The organism is Streptomyces sp. NPDC002773 (assembly GCF_040295605.1).
In the GTDB taxonomy this organism is placed as follows: Bacteria; Actinomycetota; Actinomycetes; order Streptomycetales; family Streptomycetaceae; genus Streptomyces.
In genome coordinates this window covers 35,857-54,905 of sequence record NZ_JBEOVO010000007.1, presented here as the reverse complement: position 1 = coordinate 54,905, position 19,049 = coordinate 35,857, and the positions used below count along the sequence as shown (strand labels likewise).

19 protein-coding genes are annotated in these 19,049 nt (G+C 73.1%); 9 read left to right on the top strand and 10 right to left on the bottom strand.

Annotated elements, in window-relative coordinates:
- Positions 1 to 67 precede the first annotated feature (67 nt).
- Both ABT034_RS11750 and ABT034_RS11745 read left to right on the top strand, forming a co-directional pair.
- Positions 68 to 955: a GNAT family N-acetyltransferase gene (locus ABT034_RS11750; protein WP_351213859.1), complete on the top strand. Its 888-nt coding sequence runs from the start codon at positions 68 to 70 to the stop codon at positions 953 to 955.
- Positions 952 to 1,998 (top strand): lysophospholipid acyltransferase family protein, encoded by a 1,047-nt coding sequence (locus ABT034_RS11745; RefSeq protein ID WP_351213857.1) that lies wholly within the window; start codon positions 952 to 954, stop codon positions 1,996 to 1,998. The genes ABT034_RS11750 and ABT034_RS11745 overlap by 4 nt, the downstream gene beginning before the upstream one ends.
- On the opposite strand, the gene egtD is transcribed toward ABT034_RS11745, so the two are convergent.
- From egtD to egtA, 4 genes are read right to left on the bottom strand one after another with little or no spacing between them, the layout of a single operon-like run.
- A complete protein-coding gene (egtD, locus tag ABT034_RS11740) occupies positions 1,893 to 2,858 on the bottom strand; it encodes an L-histidine N(alpha)-methyltransferase (protein ID WP_351213855.1) in 966 nt (321 codons plus the stop codon). The two genes, ABT034_RS11745 and egtD, sit on opposite strands and share 106 nt — an antisense overlap.
- Positions 2,855 to 3,607: an ergothioneine biosynthesis protein EgtC gene (gene egtC, locus ABT034_RS11735; protein WP_351213853.1), complete on the bottom strand. Its 753-nt coding sequence runs from the start codon at positions 3,605 to 3,607 to the stop codon at positions 2,855 to 2,857. The genes egtD and egtC overlap by 4 nt, the downstream gene beginning before the upstream one ends.
- Complete coding sequence (gene egtB / locus ABT034_RS11730; protein WP_351213851.1) at positions 3,607 to 4,944, bottom strand: ergothioneine biosynthesis protein EgtB; 1,338 nt, start codon at positions 4,942 to 4,944, stop codon at positions 3,607 to 3,609. The genes egtC and egtB overlap by 1 nt, the downstream gene beginning before the upstream one ends.
- The gene (egtA, locus tag ABT034_RS11725) at positions 4,941 to 6,200 is read right to left on the bottom strand and encodes an ergothioneine biosynthesis glutamate--cysteine ligase EgtA (RefSeq protein WP_351213849.1); all 1,260 of its coding nucleotides are present in this window, start codon (positions 6,198 to 6,200) and stop codon (positions 4,941 to 4,943) included. Before egtA ends, egtB begins: the two co-directional genes overlap by 4 nt.
- 239 nt (positions 6,201 to 6,439) lie before the next feature.
- Between egtA and ABT034_RS11720 the strand changes: the two genes are divergently transcribed.
- Together ABT034_RS11720 and ABT034_RS11715 are read left to right on the top strand one after the other, a co-directional pair.
- Complete coding sequence (locus tag ABT034_RS11720; RefSeq protein WP_351213847.1) at positions 6,440 to 7,270, top strand: TIGR02452 family protein; 831 nt, start codon at positions 6,440 to 6,442, stop codon at positions 7,268 to 7,270.
- A gap of 77 nt (positions 7,271 to 7,347) precedes the next feature.
- Entirely contained in the window at positions 7,348 to 7,518 is a 171-nt protein-coding gene (locus ABT034_RS11715) for a hypothetical protein (RefSeq protein WP_351213845.1), read from the top strand.
- Between the two features lie 77 nt (positions 7,519 to 7,595).
- On the opposite strand, the gene ABT034_RS11710 is transcribed toward ABT034_RS11715, so the two are convergent.
- From ABT034_RS11710 to ABT034_RS11700, 3 genes are all read right to left on the bottom strand, one after another.
- Complete coding sequence (locus tag ABT034_RS11710) at positions 7,596 to 9,008, bottom strand: flotillin family protein (RefSeq protein ID WP_351213843.1); 1,413 nt, start codon at positions 9,006 to 9,008, stop codon at positions 7,596 to 7,598.
- A gap of 83 nt (positions 9,009 to 9,091) precedes the next feature.
- Complete coding sequence (locus ABT034_RS11705; RefSeq protein WP_502972896.1) at positions 9,092 to 9,295, bottom strand: NfeD C-terminal domain-containing protein; 204 nt, start codon at positions 9,293 to 9,295, stop codon at positions 9,092 to 9,094.
- A 149-nt stretch (positions 9,296 to 9,444) separates the two neighbouring features.
- Complete coding sequence (locus ABT034_RS11700; RefSeq protein ID WP_351213839.1) at positions 9,445 to 10,761, bottom strand: MFS transporter; 1,317 nt, start codon at positions 10,759 to 10,761, stop codon at positions 9,445 to 9,447.
- 155 nt (positions 10,762 to 10,916) lie between these two features.
- Here ABT034_RS11700 and ABT034_RS11695 point away from each other — a divergent pair, with 155 nt between their 5' ends.
- Positions 10,917 to 11,951 carry a LacI family DNA-binding transcriptional regulator gene (locus ABT034_RS11695; RefSeq protein ID WP_351213837.1) on the top strand — a complete coding sequence of 345 codons (1,035 nt, stop codon included), beginning with the start codon at positions 10,917 to 10,919 and terminating at the stop codon, positions 11,949 to 11,951.
- A gap of 17 nt (positions 11,952 to 11,968) precedes the next feature.
- Entirely contained in the window at positions 11,969 to 12,238 is a 270-nt protein-coding gene (locus ABT034_RS11690) for a hypothetical protein (RefSeq protein ID WP_351213835.1), read from the top strand.
- A 113-nt stretch (positions 12,239 to 12,351) separates the two neighbouring features.
- Here the strand turns inward: ABT034_RS11690 and trxA are convergent, their stop codons facing one another.
- On the bottom strand, positions 12,352 to 12,717 hold the full coding sequence (gene trxA / locus ABT034_RS11685) for a thioredoxin (RefSeq protein WP_351213833.1): 366 nt from the start codon (positions 12,715 to 12,717) through the stop codon (positions 12,352 to 12,354).
- A 116-nt stretch (positions 12,718 to 12,833) separates the two neighbouring features.
- On the opposite strand from trxA, the gene ABT034_RS11680 reads away from it, so the two are divergent.
- Positions 12,834 to 14,276, top strand: a complete 1,443-nt coding sequence (locus ABT034_RS11680) for a dihydrolipoyl dehydrogenase family protein (protein WP_351213831.1) — start codon at positions 12,834 to 12,836, stop codon at positions 14,274 to 14,276.
- A 7-nt stretch (positions 14,277 to 14,283) separates the two neighbouring features.
- Here the strand turns inward: ABT034_RS11680 and ABT034_RS11675 are convergent, their stop codons facing one another.
- The gene (locus ABT034_RS11675; protein ID WP_351213829.1) at positions 14,284 to 14,931 is read right to left on the bottom strand and encodes a TetR/AcrR family transcriptional regulator; all 648 of its coding nucleotides are present in this window, start codon (positions 14,929 to 14,931) and stop codon (positions 14,284 to 14,286) included.
- A gap of 148 nt (positions 14,932 to 15,079) precedes the next feature.
- On the opposite strand from ABT034_RS11675, the gene ABT034_RS11670 reads away from it, so the two are divergent.
- Together ABT034_RS11670 and ABT034_RS11665 are read left to right on the top strand one after the other, a co-directional pair.
- Complete coding sequence (locus ABT034_RS11670) at positions 15,080 to 16,498, top strand: purine-cytosine permease family protein (RefSeq protein WP_351213827.1); 1,419 nt, start codon at positions 15,080 to 15,082, stop codon at positions 16,496 to 16,498.
- 77 nt (positions 16,499 to 16,575) lie between these two features.
- Complete coding sequence (locus tag ABT034_RS11665; protein ID WP_351213825.1) at positions 16,576 to 18,270, top strand: amidohydrolase; 1,695 nt, start codon at positions 16,576 to 16,578, stop codon at positions 18,268 to 18,270.
- Between the two features lie 91 nt (positions 18,271 to 18,361).
- Here ABT034_RS11665 and ABT034_RS11660 read toward each other — a convergent pair whose 3' ends face one another.
- A complete protein-coding gene (locus tag ABT034_RS11660) occupies positions 18,362 to 18,982 on the bottom strand; it encodes a DUF305 domain-containing protein (protein ID WP_351213823.1) in 621 nt (206 codons plus the stop codon).
- Positions 18,983 to 19,049 lie beyond the last annotated feature (67 nt).

Genomic DNA, 19,049 nt, shown 5'->3' with positions numbered 1-19,049 from the left:
AGGAGCCGGGCCACCGCTCACGGCCCGGCTCCGCCCCTTCCCCTTCCGTACGCCGGAGGAGCCCGACATGGCCGCACCGACCCCCGCGCTCGCCGTCCCCACCCAGCCGCAGCCCGACGCCCGGCTCCAGGTCCCCACCCAGCCGCAGGGCCCCGGCCGACTTCAGGCAGCCGCCCAGCCGCAGATCCCCGCCGAGCAGCCGGCCCTCCCCGCCGAGGAGCCCACGCCCGGATACGTCGTCGAGATCGCCACGCGCCAGGAGGACGTGCGCGCCGCCCAGCGGCTGCGCCACCAGGTGTTCGCCGGCGAACTGGGCGCCCAGCTCGACGGCCCCGAGCCCGGCCTCGACAGCGACGCCTTCGACGCGTACTGCGACCACCTCCTCGTACGCGAGGAGAGCACCGGCGAGATCGTCGGCACCTACCGCATCCTGCCGCCCGACCGGGCCGCCGTCGCCGGACGCCTCTACTCCGAGAGCGAGTTCGACCTCACCCGGCTCGCCCCCGTCCGGCACGACCTGGTGGAGGTCGGCCGCTCCTGCGTCCACCCCGCCCACCGCAACGGCGCCGTCATCGCCCTCATCTGGGCCGGCCTCGCCCGCTACATGACCCGCACCGGCCACAACTGGCTCGCCGGCTGCTGCTCCCTCCCGCTCGCGGACGGCGGCGCCCTCGCCGCCGCCACCTGGGACACCGTCAAGGCCAAGCACCTCGCCCCCGAGGAGTACTGGGTCACCCCGCACAAGCTCTGGAGCCCCGACGGCATCACCCGCCCCGAGGGCCGCACCGAGCTGCCCCCGCTGCTCCGCGGCTACATCCGGCTCGGTGCCTGGGTGTGCGGCGCCCCCGCGCACGACCCCGACTTCGGCGTCGCCGACCTCTACGTCCTGCTCTCCCTGCGCCGGACCAACCCGCGCTACCTCAACCACTTCCTCTCGCTCGCCCCGGCACGGTGAACGGGACCACGGCCCTCTCGCCGTGGCTCCCCACGGCGCCCTGCACCCCGGGCCGCTGCGCCGCCCACCCGGAGACCTTCCACCGGACCGGGGCGGCCGCCGCCGGGGCCGTCCGGGCCTCGGTCCGGCTGGCCGCCGGCCTCGTCACCGTCCTCCTCGGTCTCCTGCTCGCCCCCGCCACCGGTCTCCTCCCCGCCGCCCACCGGCTCGCCCTGGTCCGGTACTGGCTGCGGGCGGTGGTCCGCGCCTTCGGCGTACGCGTCCGGTACGAGGGAGCGCCCGCCGCCACCGGCCCGCTCCTCGTCGTCGCCAACCACGTCTCCTGGCTCGACATCCCGCTGATCGCCGCCGTACTCCCCGGCCGCATGGTCGCCAAGGCGGAGGTGCGCCGCTGGCCCGTCCTCGGCACGCTGGCCGCGCTCGGCGGCACCCTCTTCATCGACCGGGACGGCCTCAGGGCCCTGCCCACCACCGTCCGCGCCATGACCGCGGTGCTCGCGGCCGGCGGCCGGGTGATCGTCTTCCCCGAGGGCTCCACCTGGTGCGGGCGGGCCGGCGGACGCTTCCGGCCGGCCGCGTTCCAGGCCGCCCTGGACGCCGGGTGCGCTGTGCAGCCGGTACGGATCGACTACCGGCCCACGGACGCCGCCGCGTACGTCGGGGACGACGTGCTCGGGGCCTCCCTGTGGCGGGTCGTCACGACCCGCCACCTCACCGCCGTCGTCCGGGTACCGGAACCCCTCCCGGCCCTCCGGCACCCGGACCGCCGCGCCCTGGCGGCCGCAGCCGAGCAGGCCGTCACCCAGCGGGCCGTCACCCAGCTACCCGGCACGCCGTGCGCCGTCGCTCAGCAACCCGCCACTCATCAGCAGGTCCCTCATCAGCCGGTCCCTCAGCAGCCCGTCCCTCAGCGGGCCGCGGCTCAGCAGCCCGTCGCTCAGCGCGCCGTAGCCAACGACAGCGCGAACCTGCCCTCGCTGTCGGTCCACCAGCGCTCCAGGTCGAGGCCCTCCTCCGCCAGCTCGGCGCGTACACCCGCCTGACGGAACTTCGCGGACACCTCCGTCCGCATCTCCTCGCCCGCCGCGAAGGGCACCACGAGGTCCAGTTCGGGGATCTTCACGGTGAGCGCGCGGCGGGCCCGCAGCCGCATCTCGATCCACTCCCGCTCGCCGTCCCAGACCGCCACGTGGTCGAAGGCGTCCGGGTCGAAGTCCGCGCCCAGCTCACGGTCGATCACCGAGAGGACGTTCTTGTTGAACGCGGCCGTCACTCCCGCCGAGTCGTCGTACGCGGCCACGAGTGTCGCCTCGTCCTTCACCAGGTCCGTGCCGAGGAGCAGCGCGTCGCCCGGCGTGAGCATCGCCCGCACCGAGCGCAGGAACGTCCGCCGCTCGCTCGGCAGCAGGTTGCCGATGGTGCCGCCGAGGAAGGCCACCAGACGCGGCCCCGGCGACCCGGGCAGCGCGAGACCCCGGGTGAAGTCCGCGACCAGCGCGTGCACCTTCAGCTCCGGCCGCTCGGCCAGCAACGACTCGGCCGCCCCGGTCAGCGCCGACTCGCTCACGTCCACGGGCACGTAGTCGTCGAGGCCGGGCAGCAGCGCGTCGATCAGGAACCGTGTCTTCTCGGAGGAACCGGAACCCAGCTCCACCAGGGTCCTGGCCCCGGTCGCGGCGGCGATCTCCGGTGCCCGCTCCTTCAGGATCTCCCGCTCGGCCCGTGTCGGGTAGTACTCGGGCAGCCGGGTGATCTCCTCGAAGAGCTCACTGCCCCTGGCGTCGTAGAACCACTTCGGCGGCAGCTCCTTGGCGGATCGGGTCAGGCCGTGGAGGACGTCGGTCCGCAGATCGGCGCCGGCGGCGTCGGGGGCGAGGGTACGGGTCAGCTGGAACGGGCTCACGCGGACGGCTCCTTGAGCGGGGTGAGGGTGACATCGGCGCGGGTGGCGGTCACGAGCGTGTGCTCGGGAACCTCCCGCCAGCGGGGATCGTCGTCGTACGGTTCGGAGGCCACGACCACCCGGTCGGGACCCTTCAGGTACCAGAGGCCGTTCCCCCAGGTGGTCGCGGCGATCTGGACACCATCGGTGACCAGCAGGTTCAGCCGGGATCCCGGGGCCGCGGCGGCGGCCTCCCGGACCGTGTCCGCCAAGGCGGGACCCGGCGCGTCACCGGCCCGCAGCCGGTGCAGTACGAGCGCCCAGAGCAGCGCCGAGTCGGTGCGCGCCTCGACCCGGAGCAGCTCACCGGCCGACAGCGAACCGGCCAGCCCCACAAGGGAGTCCGGCCAGCCCGCGACGGCGCCGTTGTGGCTGAACAGCCAGGGCCCGGCGGCGAACGGCGCCGCCGCGGCCTCCCCGTCCGCGCCCGGCAGCGTCGCCCCCCTGACCGCCCCGAGCAGCGCCCCCGAGCGCACCACCCGGGCGAGGTCCGCGAACGACAGGTCGCCCCAGATGGGGGCCGCCCGCCGGTACCGGGCGGGCACCGGATCCCCCTCGGCGTACCAGCCCACCCCGAAGCCGTCGGCGTTGACCACACCGCTGCTCTGGGTACGGGGCTCCCACGACTGGCGCAGCAGGGCGTGCTCCGGCTCGACGAGCAGCTCGCCGAGCGCCACCGGCGCTCCCAGGTAGGCGACATGACGGCACATCAGTCCAGCTCCGCGCTGCGAGCCGTACGGAAGCCGGAGAAGATCTGGCGCCGCACCGGCAGGTCCCAGTTGCGGAAGGTGCCCCGGCAGGCGACCGGGTCCACGGCGAACGAACCGCCGCGCAGCACCTTGTGCTCCGGCCCGAAGAACACCTCCGAGTACTCCTTGTACGGGAAGGCCGTGAAGCCCGGGTACGGCAGGAAGTCGCTCGCCGTCCACTCCCACACGTCACCGATCAGCTGCCGTACGCCGAGCGGCGAGGCGCCCTCCGGGTAGCTGCCCGCCGCCGCAGGCCGCAGATGCCGCTGCCCGAGGTTGGCGTGCTCGGGGCCCGGGTCCGCGTCCCCCCACGGGTAGCGGCGCGAACGCCCGGAGACCGGATCCCACCGGGCCGCCTTCTCCCATTCGGCCTCGGTCGGCAGCCGCCGCCCCGCCCAGCGCGCGTAGGCGTCCGCCTCGTACCAGCTCACGTGCAGGACGGGCTCCTCCTCCGGCACCGGCTCCGTCACCCCGAACCGGCGGCGCAGCCACTGCCCGCCGTCCTGGCGCCAGAACAGCGGTGCCACGATGCCGTGCTCCCGGATCTGCGCCCAGCCCTCGGCCCGCCACCAGCGCGCGTCCGTGTACCCGCCGTCGGCCATGAACGCCAGATAGGCGCCGATGGTGACGGGTGTCGTGTCGATGTGGAAGGCGGGCACGGACCGGGGGTGCGCCGGACGCTCGTTGTCCAGGGCCCACGGCTCGTCCGACGTACCCATGGTGAACGGGCCTCCGGGTACGAGGACTTCGGGCGGCAGCGGGCCGGCCGTCCGGACCGGCGGCGGGGGAGCGGTCAGGGCGGCAGGGCCCTTCCGCAGCTGATGGGTGATCAGCATCGTCTCGTCGTGCTGCTGTTCGTGCTGGGCGACCATCCCGAAGGCGAACGCGGCGTCGAGCAGCGGCCGCCCCTCGAACGGAGTGCGCTCAAGGACGTCGAGGACCCGGAGCCGTACGTCCGCCGCGTAGGCGCGGGCCTCGCCCGGCGAGAGCAGCGGCAGCGAAGGACGGGTGGCACGCGGATGCTCGAAGGCGTCGTACAGCGAGTCGATCTCGGGCCGCAGCGCCTCCCGGCCCGCCACCGCCCGCCACAGCCACTGCTCCTCCTGGTTGCCGATGTGCGCCAGGTCCCAGACCAGCGGAGACATCAACGGCGAGTGCTGGGCGGTGAGGTCGCCGTCCCCGACGCAGGAGGTGAGCAGCGCCGTGCGCTCCCGCGCGGCCGTGAGGGCGTCGACCGCCCGCCGGCGCAGGGCCTCCGGATCGAGCCCCGTCCCCGTTCCCGTACCCGTGACCGTCATGGCGCCACCACCTCGAAGTCGTCGGCCGGGCAGCTCCCGGGGATCACGTACCGCTCGTGGAAGGCGGCGACCTGCCGCCGCAACTCCTCGCTCGCCCCGATCCGGGGCAGCGCCTCAAGGGCGGCCGAGAACACCGCGCGGGCGGCGGCGTGCAGCTCGGGATCGGCGAGACCGTCGCGGGCGGCGGCCAACCAGAGCGGATTGCGCGGGGCGGGACCGGCACCGGCCCGCTCCGCGAGCGGCTTCACCGCCCGGTAGACGCTCTCCGCCGCCTCCGGGTCGTCGAACACCGCCGTCGTCACCGCCACCGGCACCATCCAGCCGTCCCGTCCCGGCTGCGCGTCCACCATCCGCAGCTCCAGATGACCGCGCGGCCGCACCGGCGGGAAGAGCGTCGTCATGTGATAGCGCAGGTCGTCGGCGTCGGCCGGCCGCGGCAGGCCCGTACGCAGCCAGTCACGGAAGGTCAGCCCCTCCGGCACCGCCCACGGCCCCTCGTCGGCCCGTACGCACATCACCGGCGTGTCCAGGACGTGCGCGGCCCACTCCGCGCGGGGCTCCCCGTCCGGCGGGGGCGCGAGCGCCCGCAGCGGGTCGAGGTCCGTCCACAGCGCCTGCCGCGTCGAGCGCCATCCGGTGCGACGGCCGCCGTGCAGCGGCGAGTTGGCGAACGCGCCGACGAGCACCGCGCCCACGAGATGCGCGAGCTGCCATCTCCGGTGGTAGCCCAGCGGGCCCGGCTCCTCGACGCCGGCGTCCAGACAGATCTGCACCGAGGCCGATTCGCACATCATCGCCCGCCCGGCCGGACCCGTCCGGTCGAGGACGGCCTCCATGGCGTCGTACCGCGGCTCGTGGAGCACCCGGCCGCGCGGCGCGTGCCAGGGGTCCACCCCGTAGCCGCTGAGGGTCAGACCGAGCGGTCCGAGGGCCGACCGCACCGCGCGCAGGTCCGCGGCGAGGGAGTCGAGACATTCCATGAGCGATCCGGCCGGGCGCGAGCTGAGCTCCAGCTGCCCGCCGGGTTCGAAGGTGAGCGACGACACCAGCGGCATTGACCGCAGGCTGTCGATCGCCGCCGCGAGTCTCGGCGGCCGTACGGGAAGCCGGGGGTCACGCAGCTCGTGCACGAGCCATTCCAGCTCCACCCCCACCGTGCGGGGCGGGCCGGTCTTGAAGCAGATACATCGCAGCAGGTCCTCCGCCTCACGCTCGGTGAGAGGGGGCCCACCGCGCGGTATGCCGCTCGACGACATCCGTACACCTCCTGGTCATCGGGACCGGGCATCGGGGCCGGTCCCGGAGAGCCGCTGTCTCGTGCTGTCTCCTCGCTGTCTCCACCTAAAGCCACCGCCGAGCGGCGTGCAAGAGCGCCCCCGACCCGGCGGACCCCGCCCGTCCGAAACCGCCTGCCCCCACGGCGTGCCGGGAGACGCTCCTCCGATCCGGGAAATCCCGTTGTGCCGAACGGGGCGAAACGATCAAGCTGGACGGCATGAGTGCACGACTGCGCGCGATCGCGCGGCACACCGAGGAGATCGTGGCCGCCGGTCGGTACCAGGCTCCCGACGGCCGGACCGTCTCTCTCACCGACGACCTGACCGCCGCCCTGGCCGGGACCCGCCTCCACGGCCCCGGACCCGTCGCGGTCACCCCCGACACCGACCGCACCCCGGTCATCGACGTCACCGGCGAGAGCAGCCTGGTGGCCGCCCGCAGGATGACCGGCGCCGACGCGGCCCGCCCCGTCGCCGTCCTGAACTTCGCCTCCGCCCGGAACCCCGGCGGCGGCTACCTCAACGGCGCCCAGGCCCAGGAGGAGGCGCTCTGCCGCTCCTCCGCCCTCCACGCCACACTGCTGCGCGCCCCCGCCTACTACGCCCACCACCGAGAAGAACGGGACGCCTTCTACACCGACCGGGTCATCCACTCGCCCCGGGTGCCGGTCTTCCGCGACGACCGCGGGACCCTCCTCGCCGAACCCTTCACCGTCGGCTTCCTCACCTCGCCCGCCCCCAACGCGGGCGTCGTCCGCCGCCGCACCCCCGAACTCGCCCACCGCCTGCCCGCCTCCCTCGCGTCCCGCGCCGAGCGTGTCCTGGAGACGGCGGCCGCCGCGGGCTACCGGCGGCTCGTGCTCGGCGCCTGGGGCTGCGGGGTCTTCCAGAACGACCCGGAGCAGGTCGCCGGCGCGTTCAAGGCGCTCCTCACCGGCGACGGGCGCTTCGCCGGCCACTTCGAGGAGGCCGTCTTCGCCGTACTGGACCGGGCGTCGGGCACGCCGACGCTCGCCGCTTTCGCCCGCGTCCTGGGCCGCCCGCTCTGACATGCGGCCCTCCTGCCCCCGTGCCACGCTGAGGGGATACGGACCGCAGTCCGAGACCCGTCACGGGAGGCACGATCGTGGGCAAGAAACAGACCCGTACGAACCGGGGAGCCCGTACCGGCGGCCATGAACACCGTACCGACGCGGCCACCAAGGAGAAGTCCGCGACGGCCCCCACGAGAGAGCCGTCGATGCCCCTCGTCGAGCACGCGTCGCACCGCAAGGAACGCAAGTTCGGCCACAACTGAGGCCGCCCGAGCGCACGACCGGGGCCCGGCGCCGTCGTGACGGCACCGGGCCCGGCCCATGGACGCAGGTGGCGCGACTACTCCTCGTCGGAGGAGACCGTGATCTCCACGCTCTCCTCCGACGCGCGCGGTGACGGCACCGCCCCCAACCGCTCCTGGGCGCCCGGGTTCATCGTGGTGAGCAGCTGCCGGGCCAGACCGAGCCCGGTACCGCCCATGGTCAACGCCTTGGCGAACACGTCCGCCATCCCGTCGGCGCCGTTGAGCAGCACCATCTGGTCGACGTTCCCGAACGCCGACGCGCCCGCGGAGACGATCTCCGGCCACTTCTCGGCCAACTGCTGGGCGACCACGGCCTCCTGGTTCTCCGCGAGCGCCGCCGCACGCGCCTTGATGGCCTCGGCCTCCGCCAGCCCCTTCGCCCGCGTCGCCTCGGCGACCGCGAGCCCCTTGGCGTGCTGCGCCGCCGCCTCGGCCTCACCCGTGAGCCGGGTCGCCGTGGCCTTGGCCGCGCTCGCCAGCTCCGTCTCCTTCGCGTCGGCCTCGGCGGCCGAGATCCGGGCGTCACGCTCGGCCGCGGCCAGCGTCCGGGTCTCGTACGCCATCGCGTCGGCGGGCTTGCGGACCTCCGCCTGGAGCTGCTGCTCCTTGCGGTGCCCCTCCAGCTCGGCGACCCGGGTCTCCTGGACGACGACCTCCTGGCGGGAGGCCGCCTCGGCCAGCGGCCCTGCCTGCCGGGCCTTCGCGGACGCCTGGTCCCGCTCGGCCTGGTAACCCGCCTGGAGGATCTCGCTGTCGCGGGTCGCCTCCGACATGCGCGCCGCGGCCTGCTGCTCGGCCTCGGTCGCCCGCCGATTCGCCTCGGCCTGCGCGATCCGCGCGTCCCGCTGGACGGCGGCCGCGTGCGGGGCGGCCAGGTTCTTGATGTACCCGGTCGGGTCCTCGATCTCGTGGATCTGCAGCGAGTCGACGATCAGACCGAGCTTCTCCATCTCCGTGCCACAGGCCGAACGGGCCTGCCCGGTCAGCTTCTCCCGGTCACGGATCATGTCCTCCACGGTCAACCCGCCGACGATGGCGCGGAGATGACCGGCGAAGACGATGTGCACCCGCTCCGACATCAGCTTCTGCTGATCGAGGAAGCGGCGTGCGGCGTTGGCGATCGACACGAAGTCGTCACCGACCTTGAAGATCACCACACCGCGGACCTTGAGCGGAATGCCCTGGTGGGTGACGCATTCGACGGACAGCTGTGTCTCGTTGAGGTCGAGCGAGAGCTTGCGCACCGCCTGCACTCCGGGCATGACGAGCGTGCCGCGGCCGGTGACGATACGGAACCCCATACCCGCGCCGAGGCCCTCGTTCTTGTGGTTGGAACCGGAGATGATCAGCGCCTCGTTGGGTTCCGCGACGCGCCACATCATTTTGAACACACCGATGAGAACGGCGAAGGCGCCGACGACGACGCCCGCCAGAATGCCGATGCCCATGGACTGGGTCCCCCTTCACCGGAGCCGACACGGACCCGGTGGAGGGAGTGTGCGCCTGTGACGGGCGCCACTCAACGGTTTGGTCAACTGTCGTACGCGGCTGTGACATAGACGGTGCGCGGAGGGAGATGTTCCATGACCATCACGACCGTTCCGACATCGATCCGCTCCTTCGGGGCCGCCGGATGGGCGAGGAAGTGCTCGGCACCGCCCCGGATCCGGACGATCACCTCACCGACGAGACCGGGCCCGATCGTGCCGGTCACCCGGCCGAGCAGTCCCACCATCGAGGAGTCCATCGACGCGTCGTCCATGCCTGAACGGTACGTCAGATCCCGTCGCCCGGCGCGGACATGAACCCGTCGAACCCGTCCCGGTGGATGGTGTGCCCCGGCTTCGCCACCGTATGGACGGTTCTCCGCGGACGCCGGCGGGGTCAGCGCACGCTGCGGATGGGGCGCACGGCGAGCGCGCCGAGTACCGACAGTACGGCCGCGATCAGGAACAGCGCCGTGTACCCGCCACTGAGGGAGACGGCGAGCGAGGCCACGAAGGGGGCGACGATCTGCGGGCCCGCGTTGGCGACGTTGAGGACACCCATGTCGCGGGCCGCGTCCTCGGCCTTCGGCAGGACCATGGTCACCAGGGCGGTGTCGACGGCCATGTAGCAGCCGAAGCCGAGCCCGTTGACGACGGAGAACACCAGCATCGCCGTCCAACTCGTCGAGACGGCCGGGATGAGCAGGGCCACCGCGGCGAGCGCGGCGGAGGCGCCCACGAAGAGCTTGCGGCGGTCGTACCGGTCCGAGAGCCACCCGCCGAGCACGGTGGAGACCACCATCGCGACCGCGTTGAGCGGCATGAGGACCGCCACGGCCTCCTCGGCGCCGAGCTCGGCGGGCAGGTCGGTGTGGTCCTTGAGGATGTACAGCTGGAATCCGGCCACCGCGAAGTAGCCGAGGACGAGGAGGGCGCGGCCGATGAACGCCCAGCGGAAGTCGTGGTCCCTGAGGGCGCTGCCGAAGGCCGCCAGTTGCTCCCTCACCGGCAGCGGGGCCTTGGCCGGCATCCGCTGCTCGCGGGCGCAGGTCGTGAAGAGCACGGCGGTGGCCGCGACGACCGCGCCGAAGACGAGGTAGCCGGTGCGGTAGTCCTCGGAGAAGGCCGCGCCGACGAGGGCGCCGATCGTCGAGCCGAAGGGGAGCCCGAGGCCGACGGCCGCCGAGGCCCTGCCCCGGGCGGCCAGGGGCACCCGGTCGGGCACCACGGAGGTCAGGGCGGCCTGGTAGACGTTCATGACGGCCTGGCCGAGGCACCAGGCGATGGTGACGAGCAGGATCGTGTCCACGCTGCCGAGCAGCAGCATCACCGGCAGGGCGAGGAGTCCGCCGGCGAGGATCCACGGGTTGCGGCGGCCCGAGCGGTCGGAGAGAGCGCCCGCGACGGGGTTGAAGACGGTGGCGAAGATCGCGGATATGCCGGAGACGAGGCCGAAGTTGGCCACCTTGTCGGCGGGGTCGATGTCCTCGATCTGGAGCGCGAGGAGCATGCCGGGGACGCCGACGTACAGGGCGTACATCGCGGTGTTCCCGGCGAGGAGCAGCGGGAGCAGTCCGCGCGTGGGCCGGGCCGCCGAGGGCGATCCGGTGGGGCGGGTACCGGAGGCGTCGGTGCTGGAGGCGCCGGCGCCGGACGAGCCGGTGCCGGAAGGGTCGGCGTCGGACGCGTCGGTGCCGGGGGAGGAAAGGGCCACGGTGCCCTCCTGGGGAGATCGCCCCACGGAGGGGCGAGAAGCGGATCGAGCGGTAGGGTTACACGTGTCAGCGATGCGTGTGAGCACTGTGTAGCACTCGATTCCGGCCATCCGCCAGACCTTGCGCCGGATCGTTCTGGAAAGATGCCGGAGCGATGAGCCAGCCAACCGAACACTCCTCCGGACGCCCCGCCGGGCGCGCGGTCCCGACCAGCGCCGATGTCGCCCGCCTCGCGGGCGTCTCCCGGGCCACCGTCTCGTACGTCCTGAACAACACCTCGGCCGTCCGCATCAGCGAGCCCACCCGCCGACGGGTGCGGGAGGCGGCCGAGGAGCTGGGGTACGTCCCGCACGCCGCCGCCCGCAGTCTGCGCGCCGGCCACAGCCGGATGGTGCTGCTGCCGACCTCCCACGTTCCCGTGGGGCCGCTGTACAGCCAGTTCTTCAACGACTTCCAGTGGGCGCTGCGGCGCCTCGACTACACCGTCGTCCAGTACGGCAGCGTCGGCCTGGAGGCCGAGGAGGCCGCCCGCGCCTGGGCCGAACTCCGGCCGGTGGCCGTCGTCTCGCTCGGCGAGATCCAGCTCACCGGCCAGGGCGTCGAGATCCTGAAACGCTCCGGCGCGCGGGCGGTCATCACCCTCGGCACCGAGGGCGTCGAGGGCACCCACGCCCTCGTCATGGACCAGGGGCGCGTCGGTGAGGTCGCCACCGCCCACCTGATGGAGACCGGCCGCCGCAGGATCGGCGTGGTGATGCCCGAGGAGCCGGGACTCGCGATGTTCGCCGGCCCCCGCCTCGAAGGCGCCCGGCGCGCCGTCGCGGGCACGGACGCCTCCGTCGTACCCCTGCGGCTGCGGTACGAGGAGGAGTCGGCGGACGCGCTCGCCGCGCGCTGGCGCGAGCTGGGCCTCGACGGCGTCTTCGCCTACAACGACGAGTACGCGATGCTCCTGATGCGGGCGCTCCAGGACGCGGGCGTCGCCGTACCCTCCGACACCGCCGTCATCGGCGCGGACGACCTGCTCCTCGGCCGGCTCCTCCGGCCCCGGCTCAGCACCGTGCAGATCGACATGGTGCTGGGGCGCGAGCTGGCCGAGCTGGTCGACCGGGCCGTACGCGAACCGGCGGCCCCGCCCCTCAGCCGGGCCCTGCTGGCCTCGCGGGTCGTCCGGCGGGAGTCCAGCTGAACGCTTAGCGTCGGTTCATGAGCAACGTTCCGAAGCGATTCGAGATCCTCCTTGTACCCGCGCACGTCGAGGACCGGGGCGGCGCCTCGGTGACGGACAGCGCCATCCGCTCGGCCGTCGTCGAGGCGACCGGACGGCGCGGCGAGTCGGGCTATCCGATCTACGAAGGGCACGGCGTCATGGCCGACATCGACCCCGAGACGCGGACGGTCGAGGCGCTGCTCGTCGACGGGCGCGAACTCGACTACGGCCTGACGGCGCTCGTACGCCCCCCGGCCCGCGACTGACCCGCGAGAGGGGGGTACGGGAGACTCCTCCCGTACCCCCCTCGTGAGGGTCTACATTCCCTTCGGCGTCCTCGTGAGGGTCTACTCCCCCCTTGGCACCCTCGTGAGGGGGCCTACTTCCCCTTGGCGTCCTCGACGGACTTGCGGACCTCGTCCATGTCCAGCTTGCGCGCCTGCCCGATGACGTCCTCGAGGGCGGCCTCCGGCAGGGCGCCCGGCTGCGCGAACACGGCCACGTTGTCGCGCACGATCATCAGCGTCGGGATCGAACGGATCTCGAACGCGGCGGCCAGCTCCTGCTGCGCCTCGGTGTCCACCTTCGCGAAGACCAGGTCCTGGTGGCGCTCCGAGGCCGCCTCGAAGACCGGGCCGAACTGACGGCAGGGACCGCACCACGAAGCCCAGAAGTCGATCAGGACGAATTCGTTGCCACTGACGATCTCGTCGAAGTTGTCCTTGGTGAGCTCTACGGTGCTCATGCTTTCCTGCCTCTCGGGGGTCTCCTGGCGGTGTCCTCACGGTCCCCTGGGGACTCGCCCGGCACAACGGCGTATCGAGCCGCGCTATTCCGGCCCGCTGCGCCAGACTGGGACCCATGACGCGAACGGTGGAAGACGAACTCGAGTACGACGTGGTGGTCCTCGGCGCGGGCCCGGTGGGGGAGAACGTCGTCGACCGGGTGCGGGCCGCCGGCCTCAGCGCCGCGATCGTCGAGAGCGAGCTGATCGGCGGCGAGTGCTCGTACTGGGCCTGCATGCCCAGCAAGGCCCTCCTCCGCCCCGCCATCGCCCGCTCCGACGCCCGGAAGGTCGCCGGACTGCGCGAGTCGGTCTACGGCCCGCTGGACGCGCTCGACGTCCTCGCCCACCGGGACGAGGTCGTCGGCCACTGGAAGGACGACGGCCAGGTGGGCTGGCTCGACTCCATCGGCGTACGGGTCTTCCGGGGCCACGGCCGACTCCTCGGCCCGCGCCGGGTCGGGGTCACCGGGCCCGAGGGCGAGCGGCACGTACTCGCCGCCCGGCACGCGGTCGCCGTCTGCACCGGCAGCCGCGCCGTCCTCCCCGAACTGCCCGGCCTGCCCGGCGCCAGGCCCTGGACCAGCCGTGAGGCGACCAGCGCCGACCGGGTGCCCGAGCGCCTCGCCGTCGTCGGCGGGGGAGTGGTGGGCGTGGAGATGGCCACCGCCTGGCAGGCCCTCGGCGCGAAGGTCACGATGCTCGTACGGGGCGGAGGCCTGCTGCCTCGGATGGAACCCTTCGTCGGCGAGCACGTCGCCGCGGCCCTCGCCTCGCGCGGCGCGGACATCCGTACCGGCGCCGCGGTCAGCGCGGTCGTACGGGACGGGGGTACGGGACCGGTCACCGTGGTCCTGGAGGGCGGTGACCACGTCGAGGCCGACGAGGTCCTCTTCGCGACCGGCCGGGCCCCGCGCACCGAGGACATCGGCCTGGAGGCGGTCGGCCTCAAGCCGGGTTCATGGCTCGACGTCGACGACAGCCTCAAGGTCACCGGCAGCGACTGGCTCTACGCCGTCGGGGACGTCAACCACCGGGCGCTCCTGACCCACCAGGGCAAGTACCAGGCCCGGATCGCCGGTGCCGCGATCGCCGCCCGCGCACGGGGCACCGAGCCGCTGGACGAAGGGAGTTGGGGTGCGCACGCCGCCACCGCCGACCACGCCGCCGTACCGCAGGTGGTGTTCAGCGACCCCGAGGCGGCCGCCGTCGGCCTCAGCCTGGCCGAGGCCGAACAGGCCGGGTACCGGGTCCGGGCCGTGGACCTGGACATGGGGCAGGTGGCCGGAGCCGGGCTCTACGCCCAGGGGTACCGCGGGCACGCCCGGATGGTCGTCGACCTCGACCGGGAGGTCGTCCTCGGGGTCTCCTTCGTCGGCCCCGGCATCGGGGAGCTGATCCACTCGGCGACCGTCGCGGTCGTCGGCGAGGTCCCGATCGCCCGCCTGTGGCACGCCGTCCCCTCGTACCCGACGCTGAGCGAGGCGTGGCTGCGCCTCCTTGAGGCCTACCGGGGCTGACGTACCGTCATATCGCTTGCGCGGAAGGGCTGTTGAGGGCGCCCTTGGGGGCGTACGGGGGGACGAGTGCCCGTACGGCCGAGCGTGCCACCTCAAGGGCGGGCCGCGGATCGCGGCCGGACTCCTGGCCCAGGACGACACGGGTGCTCAACCCGTCGAGCAGGGCCAGGAGTTCGGAGGCGCGGCCGCCCGCGTCGAGCGGGGCGAACCGGCGTCGCGCGACGCCGGCCGCGAACAGCGCCTCCAGGTCCTCCTGCCAGCCCCGGTCGAGTTCCTCCTGGGCCTCGCGCAGCGCGCCGTTGCCGGGGGTGCGGGCCCAGAGCTCGATCCACAGGGTCCAGCGCGGGTCGCGCGGGCCGAGTGGCAGGTAGAGCCGGAGGAACTGGTCGAGCTTGCGCTCGGCGGTGGTCCGCCGGGCCAGCAGCGCGCGGCGCTCCTCGGCGAGCGCCGCCTCGCTCCACCGCAGGGCGGCGAGCAGCAGCAGGTCCTTGCTGCCGAAGTAGTACAGGATGTGGCCGCCGCTCGTGCCGAGCCGCTCCGCGAGCGCCGACATCGTGAGGGAGGCGAGGCCGTCCTCGGCGATCGCCGCCATGGCCTCCTCCAGCATCCGTTCCTGGGTGACGTGCCCGTCCCGCCGTCGTGCCGCCCCTGCCACCGCCGCTGTCCCCGTCCTGTTCGCTCCGCCATCACTCGACAGGTCGACCTTAATCGCAACCTCCGAAGGTCTTGACGTGGCCTGAACCCATCGCACATCTTGAATGCCGTTCTAAGACTTAGAACGGCATTCAAGACAGGAGTGCGGTGTGCTCGGACATGAGACGGCACCTGGGACCACGGGAGCCGCGGGAACCACAGGCGGCCGGGACGAGGTGTTCCGGGTCGAGGAGCACGGGATCGACCCCATACCCGACGCCGAGCGGCACGGAAGCGCCAAGGACGTGTTCTGGCTCTGGTTCGGCTCGAACCTCACCTTCACCTACGTCATCAACGGCGCCCTCGCCGTCGCCTTCGGGCTCTCCTTCTGGCAGGCCACCGCCGTCGTCGTCATCAGCGGCCTCTCCTTCCTCGCCATCGGCGCGGCGGGACTCGGCGGCGTGCGCACCGGCACCGCCACCCTCGTCCTCTCCCGGGCCGCCTTCGGCCGACGCGGCAACTGGCCCGCCGGGCTGCTGAACTGGATCGTCAGCATCGGCTACACCATCGTCAACACCGTGGTCGGCACCCTCGCCCTCGAAGCGTTCTTCGCCGACCTCGGCTGGAACGGCGGCCACGCCTCCCGTGCCCTCGCCCTCGCCGTCACCCTCGCCCTGACCTTCGCCGTCGCCCTCTGGGGCCACGCGACCGTCCAGTTCGCCGAACGCTGGATGGCCTACGTCCTCGCCGCCGGCTTCGCCGCCCTGCTCGTCCTCGTCCTGCCCGGCGCCGACACCTCCGCCCCCGCCGCCGCGCCCGGCGCCGCCGGCTGGAGCCTCGCCTTCGTCGTCATGCTCGCGGGCCCCTTCTCGTACCTCCCGATGCCCGCCGACTACACCCGCTACCTGCCCCGTACCACCTCCCTCAAGGCCGTGACCTGGAGCGGAGCCCTCGGAGGCTTCGTCTCCTCCGTCGCCCTCGGCGTCGCGGGAGTGGCCGCCGCGACCCAGACCGACATGACCGACGCCGTCGCGGGCACCGAGAGCCTGCTCCCCGGCTGGTTCCAGCCGCTCTTCCTCGCCCTGGTCCTCGGCGGCTCCGTCACCAACTCGATCATCACGCTCTACTCGTCGAGCCTGAACCTCCAGGTGCTCGGCATCCCCTGGAGCCGGGCCCGCGCCATCGTCATCAGCGCCGCCGTGACCGCCGCGGGCTCCCTCGGCGCCCTCTTCCTCACCGACTTCACCACCTCGCTCCTCTCCTTCCTCTCCCTCCTGATCATCGTCTTCGCCCCCTGGGGCGGGGTCTTCCTCGCCGACATGGTGCTCCGCCGCTGCACGTACGACGCCGCCGCACTGCACGCGCGCACCGGCGGGGCCTACGGGTACCGCTCCGGCTGGCACCCGGCGGGCCTGACGGCGCTCCTTGCCGGCCTTCTCTTCTCGGCACTCACCTGCGACTCCGCACTGTGGACCGGCCCACTCGTCGCCCCCCTGGGCGGCGCGGACCTGACGCTGCTCGGCGCGGTGGTCTCGGCGCTGGTGTACGTGCTCCTCGCGCGGGGCCGGGTCAGGCCGGTGGGTGCCTGAGCCCTCTACTCCGCCCCCGGATGCTGCCCGCGCCCCATCCCCCTCACCCTCGTACGTACATCACGGAGCCACCCCGCATGAACAGCGCAACCCCCGCCGCCGCCCCTGCCCCTACTGCCTCCGCTCCTGCTCCCGCTCCCGCCGAGTTGGTCCTCATCGGAGCCCGGATCCACACCGTCGATCCCGCGCTCCCCGAGGCGCAGGCGCTCGCCGTCCGGGCCGGGCGCATCGTCTGGATCGGCTCCGACGCCGGTGCCGGGGCCTGGACGGCCCCCGGCACCCAGGTCCTGGACGCCGGCGGACGGCTCGTCCTCCCCGGCTTCGTCGACGCCCACAACCACGTCCGCCTCGGCTCCGACGACGCCTGCGTCCAGCTCGCCGGCGCGCGCGACCTCGACGAGATCCACGCCCGGATCCGAGCCTGGCGCAGCGCGCACCCGGACGCCGAGTGGATCGAGGCCGAGGCCTTCGACTACTCCGCCGTCCCAGGGGGCCGCATGCCCAGCGCGGCCGACCTCGACCCGGCCACCGGTGACACCCCCGCCCTCGTCCTCAGCTACGACGTCCACACCGCCTGGCTCAACACCGCCGCCCTCAAGCGCCTCGGCGTCGACCGCGACCACACCGACCTCCTCTTCGGCCGGGCGGTCACCGACCCGGCGACCGGCGAACCGACCGGATTCGTCCAGGACTTCGCCATCAAGGGCCTCTCCCGCGACGGCCATCGGGCCCTGCGCGAACTCGGCGTCCCCTGGGCGTCGCAGGACCGGCAGTACGGCCGTCTCGCCAAGAGCCTCGACGACGCCATCGGTTTCGGCATCACCACCGTCGTCGAACCCCAGAACTCCCTCGACGACCTCGCCCTCTTCGACCGCGCCCGGGCCGAGGGCCGCCTGCGCTCCCGGATCGTCGCCGCGCTCTTCCACCCGCGCGGTACGACCGACGCGGACCTGGACGCGTTCGAGGCGGCGGCCGGCGAGTACGCCGACGACCGGCTGAGGGTCGGCCCGCTCAAGCTGTACATCGACGACGTCGTGGAACCCCGTACCGCCGCTCTCCTGGAACCGTACGCGGGCTGCTCCCACCATCGCGGTGACACCTTCTACCCGCCCGAGGAGTTCGCCGAACTGTTCACGCGCCTCGACGCGCGGGGCTTCCAGTGCTTCGTCCACGCCACCGGCGACCGGGGCATCCGAACCGTCCTCGACGCCGTCGAGCGGGCCCGTGCCGCGAACGGACCGCGCGACGCACGCCACCAGATCGTGCACGTCGAGTGCCTCGACCCGGCCGACACCCCGCGCTTCGCCGCGCTGGGCGTCGTGGCGTGCATGCAGCCGAGGCACGCGGCCCCGGACATCGCGGGCCCCGGCCAGGACTGGGCCGAGAACGTCGGCCCCGACCGCTGGCACAAGGCCTGGCCCCTGCGCAGCCTGCACGCGGCCGGCGCGGTCCTGGCCCTCTCCAGCGACTGGAATGTCGCTGAGATGGACCCGATGGTCGGCATCCACGCTGCCGTGACCCGCCGCCCGCCCGGCGGAGGCGAGGCCTGGACGGCGGGCGAGACGATCGATGTCGCCACGGCCGTCGAGGGCTACACGATGGGCTCGGCGTACGCCAACTTCCTGGAGCACGAACGGGGTTCGCTGACGGTCGGCAAGCTGGCGGACTTCGTCGTCCTCTCCCGCGACATCCTCCGCATCGCCCCCGAGGAGATCCCGGGGACGGTGGCGGAGACGGTCGTGGTGGGCGGGGAGGTGGTGGTGGAGCGCTGAGCGGGGCGCTGAACCCGGGGCGGCGGGACCGCCCCGGGGCTGTTCCGGGTCCGCCGCAGGCCCGCCCCGGTCCACCGCAGGCGGCGCCGGATCAGAGCCGGTCGAGGATCTTCCGCAGGGCGGTGACTTCGGCGGACTGGGTCCGTACGACGTCATCGGCGAGTGACTTGGCCGTGACGTTGCGGCCGTTCTTCTGCTCGTCCTTCGCCATGGCGACGGCGCCGTCGTGATGGGCGATCATCAGCTCGGCGAACGTGCGGTCGAAGTCCCTGCCCTTGGCGGCGGCCAGGTCCTTCATGTCCTGGTCGGACATCATCCCGGCCATGCCGTGTCCGCCACCGGAGGCGCCGTGACCGGCCGACTCGGGCTTGCCCCAGCCCTTCAGCCAGGCCTTCATCTTCTGGATCTCCGGGTCCTGGGCCTGTTCGATCGCGGTGACCAGCTTCTTGACCTCCGGGTCCTCGGCCCGGCCCTCGGCGAGCTTCGCCATCTCCAGGGCCTGCTCGTGGTGGGGGATCATCATCTGCGCGAACATGACGTCCGCGTCGTTGAAGGCGCCGGGGGCGGCGGCGGTGGCCGTGGCGGTGGGGGAGCCGGAGGCAGAGACGGACGTACCGCTGGGGTCCGAGCCGCAGGCGGAGAGCAGGAGCCCGGCTGCGACGGCGGCGCCGACGACGGACGTGCGGGTGGCGCGACGGGTGAAGGCATGCATGAGCGTGGTACCTCGTGTGATGTTCGTACGTACGGAAAGGGGCAGGCCGAAGGCATCCACGGGCAGC

Coding starts and splice junctions, on each gene's coding strand:
- ABT034_RS11750 (WP_351213859.1), top strand. CDS start 68: ATGGCCGCACCGACCCCCGCGCTCGCCGTCCCCACCCAGCCGCAGCCC.
- egtC (WP_351213853.1), bottom strand. CDS start 3,607: ATGTGCCGTCATGTCGCCTACCTGGGAGCGCCGGTGGCGCTCGGCGAG.
- egtB (WP_351213851.1), bottom strand. CDS start 4,944: ATGACGGTCACGGGTACGGGAACGGGGACGGGGCTCGATCCGGAGGCC.
- egtA (WP_351213849.1), bottom strand. CDS start 6,200: ATGTCGTCGAGCGGCATACCGCGCGGTGGGCCCCCTCTCACCGAGCGT.
- ABT034_RS11720 (WP_351213847.1), top strand. CDS start 6,440: ATGAGTGCACGACTGCGCGCGATCGCGCGGCACACCGAGGAGATCGTG.
- ABT034_RS11710 (WP_351213843.1), bottom strand. CDS start 9,008: ATGGGCATCGGCATTCTGGCGGGCGTCGTCGTCGGCGCCTTCGCCGTT.
- ABT034_RS11705 (WP_502972896.1), bottom strand. CDS start 9,295: ATGGTGGGACTGCTCGGCCGGGTGACCGGCACGATCGGGCCCGGTCTC.
- ABT034_RS11695 (WP_351213837.1), top strand. CDS start 10,917: ATGAGCCAGCCAACCGAACACTCCTCCGGACGCCCCGCCGGGCGCGCG.
- ABT034_RS11690 (WP_351213835.1), top strand. CDS start 11,969: ATGAGCAACGTTCCGAAGCGATTCGAGATCCTCCTTGTACCCGCGCAC.
- trxA (WP_351213833.1), bottom strand. CDS start 12,717: ATGAGCACCGTAGAGCTCACCAAGGACAACTTCGACGAGATCGTCAGT.
- ABT034_RS11680 (WP_351213831.1), top strand. CDS start 12,834: ATGACGCGAACGGTGGAAGACGAACTCGAGTACGACGTGGTGGTCCTC.
- ABT034_RS11665 (WP_351213825.1), top strand. CDS start 16,576: ATGAACAGCGCAACCCCCGCCGCCGCCCCTGCCCCTACTGCCTCCGCT.
- ABT034_RS11660 (WP_351213823.1), bottom strand. CDS start 18,982: ATGCATGCCTTCACCCGTCGCGCCACCCGCACGTCCGTCGTCGGCGCC.